General features: G+C 71.8%; 15 protein-coding genes. 12 read left to right on the top strand and 3 right to left on the bottom strand.

What is annotated here, in order from left to right:
* Positions 1–110 precede the first annotated feature (110 nt).
* On the top strand, positions 111–1,553 hold the full coding sequence (locus FHU40_RS06165) for an amino acid permease (RefSeq protein ID WP_183591354.1): 1,443 nt from the start codon (positions 111–113) through the stop codon (positions 1,551–1,553).
* A gap of 19 nt (positions 1,554–1,572) precedes the next feature.
* On the opposite strand, the gene FHU40_RS06160 is transcribed toward FHU40_RS06165, so the two are convergent.
* The gene (locus FHU40_RS06160) at positions 1,573–2,592 is read right to left on the bottom strand and encodes a LacI family DNA-binding transcriptional regulator (protein ID WP_183591353.1); all 1,020 of its coding nucleotides are present in this window, start codon (positions 2,590–2,592) and stop codon (positions 1,573–1,575) included.
* 126 nt (positions 2,593–2,718) lie between these two features.
* Between FHU40_RS06160 and FHU40_RS06155 the strand changes: the two genes are divergently transcribed.
* The 4 genes from FHU40_RS06155 to FHU40_RS06140 all read left to right on the top strand — a co-directional run bounded on the left by FHU40_RS06155 (position 2,719) and on the right by FHU40_RS06140 (position 7,216).
* Positions 2,719–4,740 (top strand): NAD(P)-binding protein, encoded by a 2,022-nt coding sequence (locus FHU40_RS06155; RefSeq protein ID WP_183591352.1) that lies wholly within the window; start codon positions 2,719–2,721, stop codon positions 4,738–4,740.
* Between the two features lie 48 nt (positions 4,741–4,788).
* Entirely contained in the window at positions 4,789–6,036 is a 1,248-nt protein-coding gene (locus FHU40_RS06150) for a UPF0158 family protein (RefSeq protein ID WP_183591351.1), read from the top strand.
* A gap of 241 nt (positions 6,037–6,277) precedes the next feature.
* Positions 6,278–6,982: a CHAP domain-containing protein gene (locus FHU40_RS06145; protein WP_183591350.1), complete on the top strand. Its 705-nt coding sequence runs from the start codon at positions 6,278–6,280 to the stop codon at positions 6,980–6,982.
* Between the two features lie 51 nt (positions 6,983–7,033).
* Positions 7,034–7,216 (top strand): DUF1918 domain-containing protein, encoded by a 183-nt coding sequence (locus FHU40_RS06140; RefSeq protein WP_183591349.1) that lies wholly within the window; start codon positions 7,034–7,036, stop codon positions 7,214–7,216.
* An 18-nt stretch (positions 7,217–7,234) separates the two neighbouring features.
* On the opposite strand, the gene FHU40_RS06135 is transcribed toward FHU40_RS06140, so the two are convergent.
* Positions 7,235–8,803, bottom strand: coding sequence for a glycosyltransferase (locus FHU40_RS06135; RefSeq protein ID WP_183591348.1), 1,569 nt, complete (start codon positions 8,801–8,803; stop codon positions 7,235–7,237).
* Between the two features lies 1 nt (position 8,804).
* Positions 8,805–9,392, bottom strand: coding sequence for a dTDP-4-dehydrorhamnose 3,5-epimerase family protein (locus tag FHU40_RS06130; RefSeq protein WP_183591347.1), 588 nt, complete (start codon positions 9,390–9,392; stop codon positions 8,805–8,807).
* A 151-nt stretch (positions 9,393–9,543) separates the two neighbouring features.
* Between FHU40_RS06130 and FHU40_RS06125 the strand changes: the two genes are divergently transcribed.
* The 7 genes from FHU40_RS06125 (at position 9,544) to FHU40_RS06095 (ending at position 15,624) form a co-directional block, all read left to right on the top strand.
* Positions 9,544–9,861, top strand: coding sequence for an STAS domain-containing protein (locus tag FHU40_RS06125; protein WP_183591346.1), 318 nt, complete (start codon positions 9,544–9,546; stop codon positions 9,859–9,861).
* A 65-nt stretch (positions 9,862–9,926) separates the two neighbouring features.
* Complete coding sequence (locus FHU40_RS06120) at positions 9,927–10,880, top strand: bile acid:sodium symporter family protein (protein WP_183591345.1); 954 nt, start codon at positions 9,927–9,929, stop codon at positions 10,878–10,880.
* Between the two features lie 186 nt (positions 10,881–11,066).
* Positions 11,067–13,373 (top strand): immune inhibitor A domain-containing protein, encoded by a 2,307-nt coding sequence (locus FHU40_RS06115; protein WP_183591344.1) that lies wholly within the window; start codon positions 11,067–11,069, stop codon positions 13,371–13,373.
* A 128-nt stretch (positions 13,374–13,501) separates the two neighbouring features.
* Positions 13,502–14,626, top strand: coding sequence for a 23S rRNA (uracil(747)-C(5))-methyltransferase RlmC (rlmC, locus tag FHU40_RS06110; protein WP_183591343.1), 1,125 nt, complete (start codon positions 13,502–13,504; stop codon positions 14,624–14,626).
* Positions 14,623–14,967 (top strand): TraR/DksA C4-type zinc finger protein, encoded by a 345-nt coding sequence (locus FHU40_RS06105; protein WP_183591342.1) that lies wholly within the window; start codon positions 14,623–14,625, stop codon positions 14,965–14,967. The genes rlmC and FHU40_RS06105 overlap by 4 nt, the downstream gene beginning before the upstream one ends.
* Positions 14,968–15,022: 55 nt before the next feature.
* The gene (locus FHU40_RS06100) at positions 15,023–15,163 is read left to right on the top strand and encodes a hypothetical protein (protein ID WP_183591341.1); all 141 of its coding nucleotides are present in this window, start codon (positions 15,023–15,025) and stop codon (positions 15,161–15,163) included.
* A gap of 245 nt (positions 15,164–15,408) precedes the next feature.
* Positions 15,409–15,624 carry a heavy-metal-associated domain-containing protein gene (locus FHU40_RS06095; protein ID WP_246389962.1) on the top strand — a complete coding sequence of 72 codons (216 nt, stop codon included), beginning with the start codon at positions 15,409–15,411 and terminating at the stop codon, positions 15,622–15,624.
* Positions 15,625–15,642 lie beyond the last annotated feature (18 nt).

The following is a 15,642-nucleotide window of genomic DNA, read 5'->3' as shown; positions in this document are numbered from 1 at the left end:
TGCGCTGCGTGGAAGCGGTTCCTCGCAACGTATGACGTCCCGGCCGAGCCGTTGAAAGCCGGGGCGTCGGTGGCCTTCAGCGACGGCCGGCGCTGTGGTAGGCCGGAGTCATGGCCCAGCACGAGCATTCGGGCGTACGCCGGGTGGCCGCCCAGACCGGGATCTTCCGGCGCAAGCCGGTGCAGGCGGAGCACGGCGACAGCGAGCTCGAGCGCAGCATCGGGCTCTGGCAGCTCACCGCGATTGGGCTCGGGGCGATCATCGGGGCCGGGATCTTCGCGCTCGCGGGGCCGGTGGCGAAGGAGGACGCCGGGCCGGCGGTGACGGTGTCGTTCCTGATCGCCGGCGTGGCGAGCGCGTGTGCCGCGCTGTCGTACGCCGAGTTCGGCGGGATGATCCCGGAGGCGGGGTCGGCGTACACCTATGGCTACGCCGTGCTCGGCGAGTCCGTGGGCTGGTTCATCGGCTGGGACCTGCTGCTCGAGTACACCGCGATCGTGGCGGTGGTCGCGATCGGGGTGTCGCAGTACATCAACTTCCTCGCCGACGCGATCGGGCTGGACCTGCCGACGTGGATGCTCGGCGCGCCCGGCACCGGCGCGGGGCACCGGATCGACCTCTTCGCTGTGCTGCTGTGCCTGGGCGTGGCGTGGCTGCTCAACCGCGGCATCAAGACCAGCGCGCGGGTGGAGACCTGGCTGGTCGGGGTGAAGATCCTGATCGTGCTGGCGGTGATCGTGGTCGGCGTCTTCTACATCGACACCGACAACCTCACGCCGTACTTCCCGCATGGGCTCAGCGGCGCCGCGACCGGCGCCGCCACGGTCTTCTTCGCCGTGTTCGGGTACGACGCGATGAGCACCGCCGCCGAGGAGTCCAAGGAGGCCGAGCGCAACCTGCCGAAGGCCATCATCTTGTCGCTGGCGATCGCGATGGTGCTCTACCTGCTGGCCGCGACGGTGCTGACGGGCATGGTCGACTACACCGACCTGGCGGACACGGCGGCGTTCAGCGCGGCTTTCGAGTCGGTCGGACTGGCGGGCTTCTCGAAGGTGGTCGCGGTCGGGGCGATCGTCGGGATCATCACCGTGCTCTTCTCCTTCACCCTCGGCGCGAGCCGGGTCTGGTACGCCATCAGCCGGGACGGGCTGCTGCCGGCCTGGTTCGCGAAGACCAACCGGAACCGTTCGCCGAGCCGGCCGGTGTGGATCGTCGGCATCGTGTCGGCGGGCATCGCGGGCTTCGTGTCGATCGGCGAGGCGGCGGAGCTGACCAACATCGGCATCCTGCTCGCGTTCGTCGTCGTGTCGACCGCGGTGATCGTGCTGCGCTACCGCTCGCCCGACATCGTGCGCACCTTCCGGACGCCGGCGATGCCGTTCACCCCGCTCCTCGGCATCGCGTTCTCGCTGTGGCTGATCACCAAGCTGCAGCCGGCGACGTGGGTGCGGTTCGCGGTGTGGTTCCTGATCGGCGTGGTGATCTACGCGGCGTACGGCTATCGGCACAGCAAGCTCGGCCGGGGCGAGGTCGCGGAGACGAAGGACGCCTGACCGCGGCCGGCGCCCGGGGTCAGCCCGCCGACGAGGCGCGGACGTGGAGCACGGTGGGGAGCAGTCGCTGCCTCCGGATCCGCTTGCGTTGGTGGATGAGATCGATGAGCAGGTCGGTGGACTCGGCGCCGACGTCCGCGGGTCGCATGCTCACCGTGGTGACCGGGGGATCGAGGTGGGCGTTCTTCGGGTCGTCGCTGAAGCAGCCGATGGCGAGGTCGGCAGGCACGGCCAGGCCGTGCGCCCGGGCGGCTTCGAGGAGGAAGAGCCCGGAGTAGGTGTAGACGCCGACGACGGCGTCCGGCGGGGTCGGTCGACCCAGCAGCGTCGAGATCGCGGCTCGCTCGGCGCCCCGGTGGTTGTCGGGGGCGAAGGTCGTGTAGATCGGCTCCTGCCCGACGGCACGGCACCAGGCGAGATAGGTCTCCCGCAGGATCGCCGGATAGGCGTCGTCATGGTCGGGAAGGACCGCCGCGACCGCGGTCCGGGCACCGCCGTGGCGCAGGTGGTCCAGCAGCCCGACGAGGCCCTGACCGTCGTCGGTGTCGACCCAGAAGTCGTCGGCCCGGGGCTCGGGCGGCCGCCCGGCGTACACCAGCGGGATGCCGCGCCGTTCGAGGATCGGGCGGACCGGGTCGCTGAGCCGCGGTTCGCAGTGGACCACGCCGTCGACCGGGGTGGTCAGCCACGACCAGGCCGACATCGTCGCCGGCAGCACCGTGAGGAGGTAGCCGCGGGCGTGTGCGGCGCCGATCGCGCCGAGGATGAGCTCGGAGTAGTACGGGTTCTGGGTGTACGGCACCGCGAGGTCGCCGAAGATGGCCATGGTCAGGCCGAGCATGCCCGTGCCGCCGCGCGCCTGGGCGAACGCCGAGGTGTAGGGCACGTAGCTCAGCTCGTGCGCCGCCGCGATCACCCGCCGGCGGGTCTCCGGCGAGAGCCGGCCCGTCCCGTTGAGGGCGTTGGAGACCGTGGCCTTCGAGACGCCGGCGCGCTCGGCGACCTGCTCGACCGTGGGGCGAACGCGACGCCTGTCCATGCCTCCACCTCGTGGGGTCAACGACGGCGCACCGGCGGCGCCATGTTGCTTGTGGTGAACATGTTAATCATCGACAGTCGCTCCCACCCCAGGCCGATCCGCCGTCGGCCAGACAGGAGCCCTGAGATGAGCGACTCGACCCGCAACGAGCTCGGGATGGACCGCAAGATCACGCGGCGCGACTTCATGGACGGCGTCGCGCTCGGCGTCGGAGCCGTCGCCGCCGGGTCGCTGCTCGGCGCAGCCGGCAGCGCCCCGGCGCAGGCAGCGCCCGCGCAGCCCGGCGCCGTCTCTCGGCGCGGCGGGGTGTACCCACCCGGCCGGGACGGGATGCGGGGCCAGAACCAGCTGGACAACTTCGGCCACCAGCTCCGTGCGGGGACCTTCTGGGACAACGCCGGCGAGCCGCAGGCGACCGGCGAGACCTACGACCTGGTGGTCGTCGGCGGCGGCATCAGCGGTCTCGCGGCGGCCCGGATCTTCCAGCAGCAGGCCGGACGCAAGGCCCGGATCCTGGTCCTCGAGGCGCTCGACGACGTCGGCGGCCACGCTCGCCGCAACGACTTCTCCACCACCCACCGGCAGCTGATCGGGTACGGCGGCTCGCAGTCGCTCGACGCGCCCTCCTCGTTCGCGCCCGTGGCGAAGAAGCTGCTCGACGACGTCGGCATCGAGCCGGAGAGGTTCGAGAAGTACTTCGACAAGGACTTCGAGGACCGGCACCACCTCGGCAGCGGCGTGTTCCTGGACAAGGAGAGCTGGGGCGCCGACTTCCTCGGGCGGTGGCATGGCACCCCCGACTACCGGAAGGTCCTCGCGGGCTCGCCGGTGAAGGCCGCCACCCGCGCCAAGATCGAGGAGATCTACAACGGCAAGGTCGACTACCTGGCCGGCCTCACGCGGGCACAGAAGAAGAACAAGCTCGACCGGATCACCTACCTCGAATTCCTCCGCGACCACGCCGGCGCCGACGCCGACGCGCTGAAGTACCTGCAGACGGTGTCCAACGGCAACTGGGGCTACGGCATCGACGCGATCGGCGGCCTGGACGCCTGGGTCGAGCCGTTCCCCGGATTCCGTGGGACGTTCCAGCCCTACTGGGACGACAAGCCCGACCCGCGGATGGCCCCCACCGCCCACAAGCTCTGGTACGCCGAGGACGAGTACATCTACCACTTCCCCGAGGGCAACGCCGGCGTCGTGTACTCGCTGGTGCGCAAGCTCCTGCCCGAGGCCCTGCCCGGCAAGGGCATGCAGACGATCACCACCAACCGGATCCGCTACGGCCGGCTCGACCAGTCGGGCAACCGGGTGCGGATCCGGCTCAACGCGCCGGCCGTGCGGATCAAGCACGTCGGCGACCCCGGGACCGCGACGAAGGTCGACGTGACCTACCTGGAGAAGGGCAAGCTGCGGGTGGTTCGGGCGGCGAACGTCGTCATGGCGTGCCAGAACTCGTTGATCCCCTACCTCACCGACGAGCTCGGCGACGCCCAGCGGGAGGCGCTGTTCGACTCCCGTCGGCTGGCGCTGTGCTACACGACGGTGGAGGTCCGCAACTGGAAGGCGTTCAAGAAGGCCGAGCTCGCGCACGTCCGCTACCCCACGGCGTACTGGCAGAGCATCGGGCTGGACTTCCCGGTCAGCATGGGCCGCTACCAGTTCCCGGACAAGCCGAAGGACCGTGCGCTCCTCCACGTGACGAGCTCGTTCTGCAAGCCCGGAAGTGGCGAGCATCCGCAGGACCAGGCGGCGTACGGACGACGTCAGCTCGCCGGCACGACCTTCGACGAGATGGAGTTCCGGCTCCGGGACCAGCTGGCGCGCACGCTCGGACGGTTCGGCTTCGATCCGGCCGACGACATCCTCTCGATCACCGTCAACCGGTGGGCACACGGCTACGCCTACGAGTACGCCCGCCCCTGGGACAAGTTCTGGCCCGCCGGGCCGCTGCCGAGCCACGTCGCACGGCAGCGCTGGGGCCGGGTCGCCATCGCCAACACCGACTCCGCTCCGCGTGCCTACGTCGACGCCGCCATCGGCATGGCGGCGCGAGCCGTGGCCGAGCTCACCGGTGCCAGGCTCCCCAAGGTCGCCAACGGCGTCGACGGCATCGATCCGCGGAAGCTGGGGTCCGGCGGCCGATAGACCCGCGTCGTCGCGTCTCGAGGATGAGCGCTGAGTAGGGTCGCACCCATGGCGCGCACCTGGTTGTCGATCAAGGTCGAGCTGCTGGGCGGTAGGGGCGAGGACCTGTGGCCGTACCCGGGACGGGTGCTCGTGACCGGGCCGTCGCACACCTTCGCCCAGCTCGCGAAGGCGATCGATGACGCGTTCGCGCGGTGGGATCGGGCTCACCTGTGCCAGTTCACGCTGGCGGACGGCACCGTCGTCACCGACGAGGAGACCGCGGACGACGCGCTGGACACGCCGTTCGGTCCGCTTCCGAAGCGGCCGCTCGTCCTGGAGCAGACCAAGGTGGCCCGGCAGGTCGTGCCGGGTGAGGAGTTCCGGTACGTCTTCGACTTCGGCGACGACTGGACCTACGCCTGCACGGTCGAGGCGCCGAAGGTGGATCCGGCCGACGTCCTGGGCGTGGTGCCGAGGATGCCGACCGTGGCGTGGGGGTGGGGCACGATCCCGGACCAGTACGGCCGGCGCTGGGACGACGACGGGGAGACGCCCATGCCGCGTCGTCCGGCCCGGCCGCACCCGATGCTCTGGAACGAATGGCCGGCGGGCGGGCCCGGTGTTCCGGTCGACGTGAGCGACCTGCGAGGTGCCATCGCTCGGCGCGACATCCCCGCCATCCTGGCGGCGATCGAAGGCCGAGACGTCGACGACCTGCTGCAACACGTGGGCGTCGGCCTGCAGATCGTCCTGGCCTCCGACCGCACGCGCGGCGACGCGATCGCCGCCTCCGTGCTCAACCGGCTCGACCTGCGCGGCTGGCCCGGGGACGACATCCTGGCCGAGGACCTGCTCGCCGAGCTGCGCGGGACCCCGCCGGCCACGCGACAGGTGCCGGTCGACCTCCAGGAGCTCGGCTCGGCCTTGTCGGGCGGCCCCGAGGATCCGGCCGGCTACCTGGACCTGCACACGGGCGAGGTGATCCCGGGCGCGCTCGTGGACGCGATGGATGGCGACGAGGCGGAGGCGATCGACGTGACGGACGATCCGGACCGGTGGCTCGAGCTCGACGCATCGGGATCGCGGGAGCGGCGGCAGGACATGGCCGATTTCGCGGCGCGACAGCCCAACTCCGACCTGCGTCGACGCCTCGTGTCGGCGACCGAGGGGAAGGGCGCCTTCCGACGGTTCGCGGACGCGATCCACCAGGAGGACCTGGCCGCGCGGTGGTATCCGTTCTCGGACGATCGGCAGTCGGGCCGGGCCCGCGCCTGGCTCGCCGAAGCGGGCATCCGCGCCGTACCGCCGCGTTGACGACGGCGCGAAGCCGCTCGGTCCAGGCGTGCTGCTCGAGCAGTACGCGAACGCGTCGCTGACCGGTTGACCCAGATCACAGCCCGAACGGGGATGACGCGGGCGTTTCTTTCGTTTTCAACTACAGCAGGTGACCTGTAGCGCCGGATCGGCGCGCCCTGCACCCGGCCCCATCCCCGTCGAGTCGAACCCGAGCGGATCGCCGCGCGGTGGGCCACTGCCCCCTGCGAGAGGAACCCGCTTGTCTTCCCCGTTCACCACGCCATGGCGCTCGACGCTCGCCTCGCCGCTGCGGCTGCTCCTCGTCGTGATGGTCGCCATGATGACCGTCGGGATCGCCGCGACCTCGATCGCGGCCGAGCTGGCCGAGGGACGGTCCGAGGCCGTCGTGACCACGGATCTCGGTGCGGCCACGATCCACGTGGACCGCTCGCCTGCGGTCTCCCGCGCCGGCGACCGGACGGCGGGCACGCACGCCGAGCGCGCGCTGAAGGCGAGGCGCGTCGTGGACGCGACGCGCGTCGAGCGCAGGCCGGTGCGCCCGGCGCTGCCGCTGGCGCCGAGCAACGCCGCCCAGACCGCCGCGTCCGCGATGGAGTCCACCACCAACGTGCCGGGGCAGTGCTTGGGCTGGGCGCGCGAGCAGGCCGGCATCCCGTCGAAGTACGCCGACGCCACCACGGCGTGGCGACACGCGAGCGGCCGGCACACGGGCGGCGCCACCCCGCCACGAGGCGCGGCCGTGTACTGGACGGGCGGCAGCTCCGGGCACGGGCACGTCGCGATCTCGCTCGGGAACGGCCTGGTGCGCTCGTCCGACGCGGGCGGGTCCGGCACGGTCGCCACCGTGCCGATCCGCTACTTCGACCGGGAGTGGGATCTCGAGTACGCCGGCTGGGCGGGCTCGATCAACGGCTACGCGATCCCGGGCGTCGCGATCGCCTGAGCCGGCCGCCGCACCCTTGCGGTGCCGACCCCGGCGGCGCATCGTGGAGGCATGCGCGCAGAGGTAGGAGATCGGCTGATCGTGGAGGCGCCGACCGACCACTCGTCGGGCCGGAGGGGCGTCGTGGTGGAGGTGCGCGGCGAGGACGGCCAGCCGCCGTACGTCGTGCAGTGGGACGACGGCCACGAGGGGCTGTGCTACCCGGGCCCGGACGCCCACGTGAAGCACGACTGAGCCCCACGCGGCCACGTCTCAGGCGGGACCGGGCGCCGCGTCCTTCGCCTCCGCGCGTCGTCGCCGACGCTCGGCACGGTCGGCCTCCTTGCGCTCGGCCTGCGCCACCTGGCGCTGCAGGGTCGTGATCGACCTCGCCTGAGCGGCGACCACGCCCTCGAGGTTCGCGGCATGCTGGTGGGTGAGCGCGAGCTCCTCGGTCAGCCGGGCGAGGTGGACGGCCTGGCTGCGTCGCTCGAGCTCGAGCCGCTCGAGCTGGGCGCCGCGCACCGCGAGGGCGGCGCGCCCCATCGTCGGGTCGTCCGGGTGCGCCGCGGCGGCCGCGTCCGTCTCGACCTCGATGCCGATCAGGGCCACGCCGACCAGGCGCTCGGGGGCGTCTGGAGCGCCGCCGGGACGCCGGACGGGCGGCGACGTCTCCAGCTCCAGGACCGATGCGCGCCCGGCGCGAAGCGGCGCCCGCAGCTCGACCACGCGTCCCCAGGGGCCGGCGCCGACGCGATGGTCGACCGGCTCGCCGTCGACGCGGGCCTCGACGACCGTCACGGGGACCGCGGGGTCGGTGCGCAGATGCACCCGCACGTGCACCGGCTCGGGATGTGTCCAGGGGAGCGCGAGCCGGGGTCGCGGGCTCGGCCCCGACCAGCGCCAGCGGTCGACGTCGTCCCACTCGGGCCCGTGCCAGTCGAACCCGCGCCACTCCTCGCCGGGCCCGATCCAGGCGCTGTCGACCAGCGCGGCGGGCGCCGGGATCGCGATGCCGCGCAGCTGCTCGTTGGCGGCGAGCCGCTCGCCGACCTCGAACTGCTGGGGAGCGGCGTGCCGGGTGCTCATCACCGTGCCGCGGGCGCGCGCCTCCGCGAGCCGTTCGTCGACGTAGGCCGTGCGGGCCGCGGGATCGGCCAGCAGCCGCTCGACCCGCAGCTGCTCGGCGTCGCTGGGCGCGAGGTAGGAGAGGTAGCGCAGCGCCGACGCGAACTTCACGACGCTGACCTCGCCCGTGGACGCGAACCGGCAGTCGGCGTCGGCCGCGGCGAGGAGGAACGCCGTGTCGACCGGGAGGCGCAGGGCCGCGGGATCCGGCCACCTCCCCACCGCGGCCGGGAGGTCGCGCACGTGGGCGAACGACGACGGTGGGAAGAAGTGCTCGCGCGGGACCTCGGCGTCGCCGGACTCGAACAGCCCGGTCACCCAGGTCAGCTCGTCCTCGGCACCGGGCGGGCCGAGGTAGATGCAGCCCGCCACTGCGAAGTCGAAGCCCTCGTCGAGGGCCCCGAGCAGCCGGTCCAGGTGCTCGGGCAGCCACAGGTCGTCGTGGCCCAGGTAGGCGACGTACCGCCCGCGGGCCTGTTCGCGGCCGAGGTTGTTCGGACCGGACTGCGATCGCGTGCGCTCGGGCAGTGCGAGCAGGCGGAAGCGCTCATCGAAGCCCGCGACGGTCTCGGCCAGTCCGTCGGCCGGCGGGCCGTCGCTGACGACGAGCACCTCGAGGTCGGTGCGGGTCTGCGCTCCGATGGAGCGCAGGGTCGGGGCGATCGCGAGCCCGCGCTCGTACGTCGCGACGACGACGCTGACGAGTGGGGTCACCTCAGTGGAAGGTGGCCGCGATCTGTCGCGGACCCGCGTAGGTCACGGGGAAGAAGGACCGCACGTCGACCGGGATCGTCCCGGAGTCGATGTCGACGTGGAAGCGGTCCGGATTCTCGTGGTCGTAGTGCGTGCTGGGCAGGTTGACCAGGATCGCGTCCTCGGCACCGACGTTGAGGGAGAGGTGCCAGACGCGCGGGGGGATCAGCACCTGACGGGCGCCGCTCGCCTCGCCGAGCACCAGCTTCTGGTGCTGGCCGCGGGTGGGCGACTCCGGGCGGTCGTCGTACAGCAGCACGAGCAACTCGCCACACACCAGGTGGTAGCGGTCGAGCTTCTCCTCGTGCAGGAACCAGCCCTTGAGCATGCCGGGGCGGATCGAGGTCTGGTAGGCGTACGCGAACGGCGCCTCCCAGAACCGCTCGCCGGTGAACATCTCGAGGAGCGCGCCGCGGTGGTCCACGTGCACGGGCGGCCGGTTGACGATGACGCCGTCGAGGTCGGTGGCGAGGGAGGTGCCGTCGGCGGAGACCGTCTGGCGGTCCTGGACGCCGCGGATCGCGGGGGCGCCGGCTGGGCTGTTGATCACGCGGGGAGTCTAGGGGTCGTCCCGGGGTGATCGCGCCGACTCTCAGAACTCACCCCGGTGGGTGACGGGCGTGCGGACCAGGCCGTGTCGGTCAGGTGGGCGCCGTCGCGTAGCAGGCGCGGAGTTGAGCAACACGGCTTAGGGTGTCGACGTGGACGAGAAGCCCTACGCCGCGGCGTACGACGCCGACCAGCAGGTCCTCTTCGTGGCGGGGTCGGTCGACGAGCTCGCCGGCCCCGTCTTCCGTGAGGATCTGGCCAAGCACACCGGGCAGCACACCGCGTCGTTGGTCGTGGACCTGTCCGACGTCGAGTTCTTCCCGAGCCTGGCCGTCGGCGTGCTGGCGGTCGCGATGCGGCAGTGCCGCGAGGCGGGCGCCGAGATCGAGGTGCGGGCCCGCGAGGGCGGCATCGTTGCGCGGGTGCTGACGATCTGCGCGCTGCCGTACACCGAGCTGCCCGCGACCTGACCCGACCCGGTCGAGACTGGGTCAAGACCGGGTCCCGGCGGGCGCGGAATCGCTAGGGTCCGGTCATGACGGCGTACCTGTCCGTGCTCGCCGCCGACATCGACGAGCTCCGGATCGACCTGTCCGACGGCTTCCAGCTGGCGACCAAGGCGATCATCGCCGTCTTCCTCTTCGGCGTCGCCCTGGACACCCGGCTCGATGACTTCCGCGACGTCGTACGCCGTCCGGTCGTCGTCGGCGCCGGCCTGGTCGCGCAGTACCTCGTGATGCCGGCCCTCACCGTGCTGCTCACGCTGGCCCTGGACGTGCGCGGCTCGGTGGCGATCGGCATGATCCTGGTCGTCTGCTGCCCGGCCGGGAACCTCTCCAACATCCTCACCCACCGGGCCCGGGGCGACGTCGCGCTGTCGATCTCGATGACGGCCGCGTCCAACGTGCTGGCCGTGGTGGTCACCCCGATCGCGGTGGCGTTCTGGTGCGGGCTCAACCCGGCCGCCGACGATCTGCTCCGCGACGTCTCGATCGACACCTGGGACATGGTCGCCGAGGTGGCCGTGCTGATCGGGCTGCCGTTCGCGGCCGGCCTGCTGGTGGCCTGGCGGTTCCCGGCCTTCGCCGCGCGGGCGCGCCGGTTCGTGGAGCCGGCGGCACTGGTGCTGCTCCTGCTGATCATCGTGGGCGGGCTCGCCGGGCAGTTCGCGATCTTCGTCGACTATGTCGGCGTCGTCGCGCTCGCGATCGTCGTGCAGAACGCCCTCTCGCTGGCGGTCGGCTACGGCACCGGGCGCGGCCTGCGGCTGCCGGCGCCCGGGGTGCGGGCGATGACGTTCGAGCTGGGGGTGCGCAACACCGGCCTGGCGCTCGTGCTGGCGCTCGGCTTCTTCGGCGACCTGGGCGGGGTCGCCTTCGTCGCGGCGCTCTGGGGCCTGTGGGACGTGACGACCGGCCTGGCCCTGTCGAGCCGGTGGAAGCGGGTGGCCGTCCGGTCGCCGGAGCTCCCGGCCCGTCCGGGGCGATGATCCGGGGCGATAGGTAGCCGGTCCTTGCGTGGCCGGAGCCTCGTGCCGAAGATCTTGGCGAGATCTGGTCTTTACGCGGGAGGGTCTTTACACGGGCCGAAGGTGCGTGATGGGGTGCGGATCGTGGGCATCGGGGCCCGCACGGCGTCCACTCGGGGGCGCCGGACAACTCTCGGAGGAAATATCTTGAAGCGACGCATCTCGGGCGTCATCGGTGCGGCCGCGAGTCTTTCGCTCGCGGCCGTCGTCATGCCCGGACAGGCCACGGCGAGCCCGCCGGCCGACTCCGTGCCGGCCGCCCAGCAACTAGCACCCCACAAGAAGGACGACCGCCGCGATCCCCTCGAGGCGAAGCGGCGCGCGCTGAAGGAGAAGGCGGTCGAGCTGGTCGCCACCGGCAAGCGCGAGGTCAAGAACCGCAGCGGCTCGCGGGCGGTCAAGGTCGGCAAGGGCCAGTGGGTCGAGTACGGCACCCAGGAGACCGCCCAGCTGCTCACCTTCCTGGTCGACTTCGGCGACACCGTCGACCAGCGCTTCCCGGACGCGCCGGCCGGCCCGGCCGCCGGGGAGATCCCGGAGCCGGGGCCCGACGACAACAGCACGTACTGGAAGCCCGACTTCGACCGCCAGCACTTCCTCGACATGTTCTTCAACGGCATGCCGGAGCAGGACGGCGAGTCGTTCAAGGACGCCTACAAGGAGATGTCCAGCGGCCGCTTCGACCTCGAGGGCGACGTGTCCGACTGGGTGCGGGTGCCGAACAACGAGGCCAGCTACGGCCAGACCGAGTCCAACGTGGACATGACCCGCTTCATCGGCGACAGCGCCACGGCCTGGTACGACGCGCAGAAGGCGGCCGGCAAGAGCGACGCCGACATCAAGGCCTACCTCCAGCAGTACGACATCTGGGACCGGTTCGACTACGACGGCGACGGCGACTTCAACGAGCCGGACGGCTACATCGACCACTTCCAGGCGATCCACGCCGGTGAGGGCGAGGAGGCCGGTGCGCCCGAGTGGGCGATCTGGTCGCACCGCTGGTACGTCAACCCCAACCGCACCGACGGCCCCGCGAACGCCAAGTTCGGCGGCATCCAGATCGGCAACACCGGCCTGTGGATCCGCGACTACACGACCGAGCCGGAGAACGGCGGTCTCGGCGTCTTCGCGCACGAGTTCGCCCACGACCTCGGCCTGCCGGACTACTACGACACCAACGGCGGCGAGAACGGCACCGGCTTCTGGAACCTGATGAGCTCGGGCTCCTGGATGAGCCACCAGGACGCCAACGCCATCGGCACCACGCCCAACCACATGGGTGCCACCGAGAAGCTCTTCCTCGGCTGGCTCGACTACGCCCAGGTCGCGGCCGGCCGCCGCGCCGAGCTGAAGCTCGGCCCGTCGTACCACGCGACCAAGAACGCCCAGGCCGTGCTGGTGAACCTGCCGCCCGGCGAGGAGAAGGTCGACGTCGGCGACGCGGCCTCGGGGTCGAAGTACCTCTATTCCGGTCAGGGTGACGAGCGCACGGCCACCGTGACGAGCCCGGACTTCACGGTCCCCGCGGGCGGCCAGCTCACGGCCAAGGTCAACTACTCGATCGAGACCGACTGGGACTACGCCTACGCCGAGATCTCGACCGACGGCGGCTCGACGTTCACGCCGGTGCCGACCAACCTGTCGACGAACGCCGACCCGAACAACCAGAACGACGGCGAGGGCATCACCGGCAGCAGCGGTGACGCCTGGGTGGACCTGACGGCCGACCTCGCGGCGTACGCCGGGCAGGACGCGCAGCTGCGGTTCCGGATGGTCAACGACGCGGCGTACCACGAGATCGGGTTCAAGGTCGACGACGTCGCGGTCGGCAGCGCCCTGACGACCGGGGTGGAGGACGGCGCGCCCGGCTGGACCAGGGACGGGTTCGTCGTCGTCACCGACGGCAGCTACACGGTGCCGTACGAGCACTACTACCTGGCCGAGAACCGGCAGTACGCCGGCTACGACACCACGCTGAAGGAAGGCCCGTACAACTTCGGCTGGACGGTCACCAAGCCCGACAAGGTGGAGCGCTTCCCGTACCAGAACGGCCTGCTGGTCTGGTACGCCAACACGCTCTACTCCGACAACAACACCACGCAGCACCCGGGTGGTGGCGAGGCCCTGCCGGTCGACGCCCACCCCGACGCGCTGACCTGGAGCGACGGGACCGTCGCCCGCAACCGGATCCAGTCCTTCGACGCGCCGTTCAGCCTCGACAAGACGGACAAGATCAGCCTGCACCGGGAGGCCGCGACCGCCGGCGGCACCCAGCGCACGACGATCACGGAGAAGTCGCGGCCGGGGGTGAAGGTGTTCGACGACACCGACCCGTACGCCTACTACGACGAGGACAACCCGCTGGGCAGCGTCATCGTCGCCGGCACGGGCACCAAGATCCGGATCCTGTCCAGCAAGGACAAGAAGGGGACCATGACGGTCCGGGTCAACTGAGGGTCGGCTGAGGCGTCCCGACCACGGATCGGGACGATCGGGGTCGTGTGCTCGAGGGCGCGCCGAGGCGCGGGCTCGGGCACACGACCCTCCGTCGTCCGGGCGGTGGCCCGTAGCCTGGGCGGGCCATGCTCTGTCACCACTTCGACGCCGGTCGCTGCCGCTCGTGCAGCTGGCTGGGGCTGCCCTACGACGCCCAGCTCGTCGACAAGCAGCGGACCGTCGAGGGGCTGCTGGGCGGCCACCGGGGCCTGGGCTGGCGGGAGCCGGTCGCGAGCGCGCAGCTGGGCTTCCGCAACAAGGCCAAGATGGTCGTCAGCGGCACGGTCGACGAGCCCACGCTCGGCATCCTCGACCCGACGGGCGGCGGGGTCGACCTCCGGGACTGCCCGCTGCACACCCCGGGCATCCGGGCGGCGCTGCCGGTGCTGGCCGGGTTCGTGCGCCGGGCGAGGCTCACGCCGTACGACGTGCCGGCCCGCCGCGGCGAGCTCAAGCACCTGCTGGTGACCGAGTCGCCGGACGGTGAGCTGATGGTGCGGTTCGTGCTGCGCTCCCAGGAGCCGGTCGCCCGGATCCGCAAGCACCTGCCGGCGCTGCGCGAGGCGCTGCCGGCGCTGGCGGTCGCCTCCGTCAACCTGCAGCCCGAGCACAAGGCGATCCTCGAGGGCGACCGCGAGCTCCTGCTGACCGAGCAGGAGACGCTGACGATGCGGGTGGCCGGGCTCGACCTCCACCTGCGGCCGCAGAGCTTCTTCCAGACCAACACCGCGCTGGCCGCCGAGCTCTACGAGCGCGGCCGGGCCTGGGTCGCGGAGGTCGGGCCGGCGACCGTGTGGGACCTCTACTGCGGCGTCGGCGGCTTCGCGCTCGCGGTGGCGGGCACCGGCGTCGAGGTGACCGGGATCGAGGTGAGCCGCGAGGCGGTCGCGAGCGCCACGCTGAGCGCCGCCGGGGTCGGGCTCCCGCGGGTCCGCTTCGAGGCGGGCGACGCCACGGCGTACGCCCTCGCCGCGATCGCTCCGCCCGACCTGGTCGTGGTGAACCCGCCGCGCCGCGGCATCGGGTCCGAGCTGGCTGGCTGGCTGGAGGCGTCGGGCGTGCGGCACGTCCTCTACTCGAGCTGCAACGCCCGCACGCTCGCGCAGGACCTCGCGCGGATGCCCTCGCTGCGGCCGGCGCGCGGGCAGCTGCTCGACATGTTCCCCAACACCGCCCACTACGAGGTGCTGACGCTGCTGGAGCGGTCGTGACCGGCGACCGTGCCCGGTTGGAGGAGGAGCGCCTGCGGACGGTCAGGCGGCTGGCCGATCTGCGCGGCGACTACCGCGGCTTCGTCGAGGCCTCGAAGGACTCCAACGCCGACGACGAGCACGACCCCGAGGGCACGACGATCGCCTTCGAGCGCTCGCAGGTGGGTGCCCTGGTGCGCCAGGCCGAGGCGCAGCTGGAGGAGGTCGACGCCGCCCTCGCCCGGCTCGCCGCCGGCCGGTACGGCGTCTGCGTCGACTGTGGTGCGACCATCCCCGCCGGACGCCTCGAGGCGCGCCCGGCCGCGGCCCGCTGCGTCGCCTGCGCCTCGACCCGCCGCTGAGCCCGCTCGCCCGACTCCGAGGTATCTGGCGGACGCTGCGTCGCTCCTGGAGGGCATGACGCGCAGGGAATCGCGCCGCGAGTGGCGCTCGCTCACCGCGGACGAGAAGCAGCGGCGGCTCGACCGCCTGCGCCGCGCCCAGCACCGCCAGCTCGTCCACGACGCCCGGGTGCTGCGCGTCGTCAGCGCCGACTGACCTGCCACACCACCTGCCACACCACCTGCCACGCCACCTGCCACGCCTCCAGCCACACCTGCCAGCCCTCTCGCGAGGGGTCGACCGGGGGGATACCCAGTGGCGGTGTGGTCGTTCCGGACCGCCCGGAACGACCAGATCGTCTGTGGCTATCGCCCCGTTGCGGCCGACATCACCCTTGCATGTACCTCTAGGGGGTATGTATCGTCGACTCCCTGATACCCCCTGGGGGTAGAATGGAGGAGATGATGGAGACGACCACCCGCACCTACCGGGTGCACGGCATGACCTGCGACCACTGCGTCGGCGCGGTGACCCGCGAGCTCGGCTCGCTGGACGGCGTCAGCGACGTCCAGGTCGACCTGGCCACCGGTGACGTCACCGTACGGTCGGGCCGCCCGCTCGACGACGTCGAGGTCGCCGCGGCGATCGACGAGGCCGGCTACGAGCTGGCCTCCTGAGAGCGCCCGAACCCGCCG

The sequence above is a fragment of the Nocardioides soli genome, from assembly GCF_014191495.1.
GTDB classification, from domain to species: domain Bacteria; phylum Actinomycetota; class Actinomycetes; order Propionibacteriales; family Nocardioidaceae; genus Nocardioides; species Nocardioides soli.
This window is presented reverse-complemented; position numbering and strand designations above follow the sequence as displayed.

Excerpts from the sequence above, each read along its gene's own strand:
- FHU40_RS06165 (WP_183591354.1), top strand. The coding sequence starts at position 111 with ATGGCCCAGCACGAGCATTCGGGCGTACGCCGGGTGGCCGCCCAGACC.
- FHU40_RS06160 (WP_183591353.1), bottom strand. The coding sequence starts at position 2,592 with ATGGACAGGCGTCGCGTTCGCCCCACGGTCGAGCAGGTCGCCGAGCGC.
- FHU40_RS06155 (WP_183591352.1), top strand. The coding sequence starts at position 2,719 with ATGAGCGACTCGACCCGCAACGAGCTCGGGATGGACCGCAAGATCACG.
- FHU40_RS06150 (WP_183591351.1), top strand. The coding sequence starts at position 4,789 with ATGGCGCGCACCTGGTTGTCGATCAAGGTCGAGCTGCTGGGCGGTAGG.
- FHU40_RS06140 (WP_183591349.1), top strand. The coding sequence starts at position 7,034 with ATGCGCGCAGAGGTAGGAGATCGGCTGATCGTGGAGGCGCCGACCGAC.
- FHU40_RS06120 (WP_183591345.1), top strand. The coding sequence starts at position 9,927 with ATGACGGCGTACCTGTCCGTGCTCGCCGCCGACATCGACGAGCTCCGG.
- rlmC (WP_183591343.1), top strand. The coding sequence starts at position 13,502 with ATGCTCTGTCACCACTTCGACGCCGGTCGCTGCCGCTCGTGCAGCTGG.
- FHU40_RS06100 (WP_183591341.1), top strand. The coding sequence starts at position 15,023 with ATGACGCGCAGGGAATCGCGCCGCGAGTGGCGCTCGCTCACCGCGGAC.
- FHU40_RS06095 (WP_246389962.1), top strand. The coding sequence starts at position 15,409 with ATGATGGAGACGACCACCCGCACCTACCGGGTGCACGGCATGACCTGC.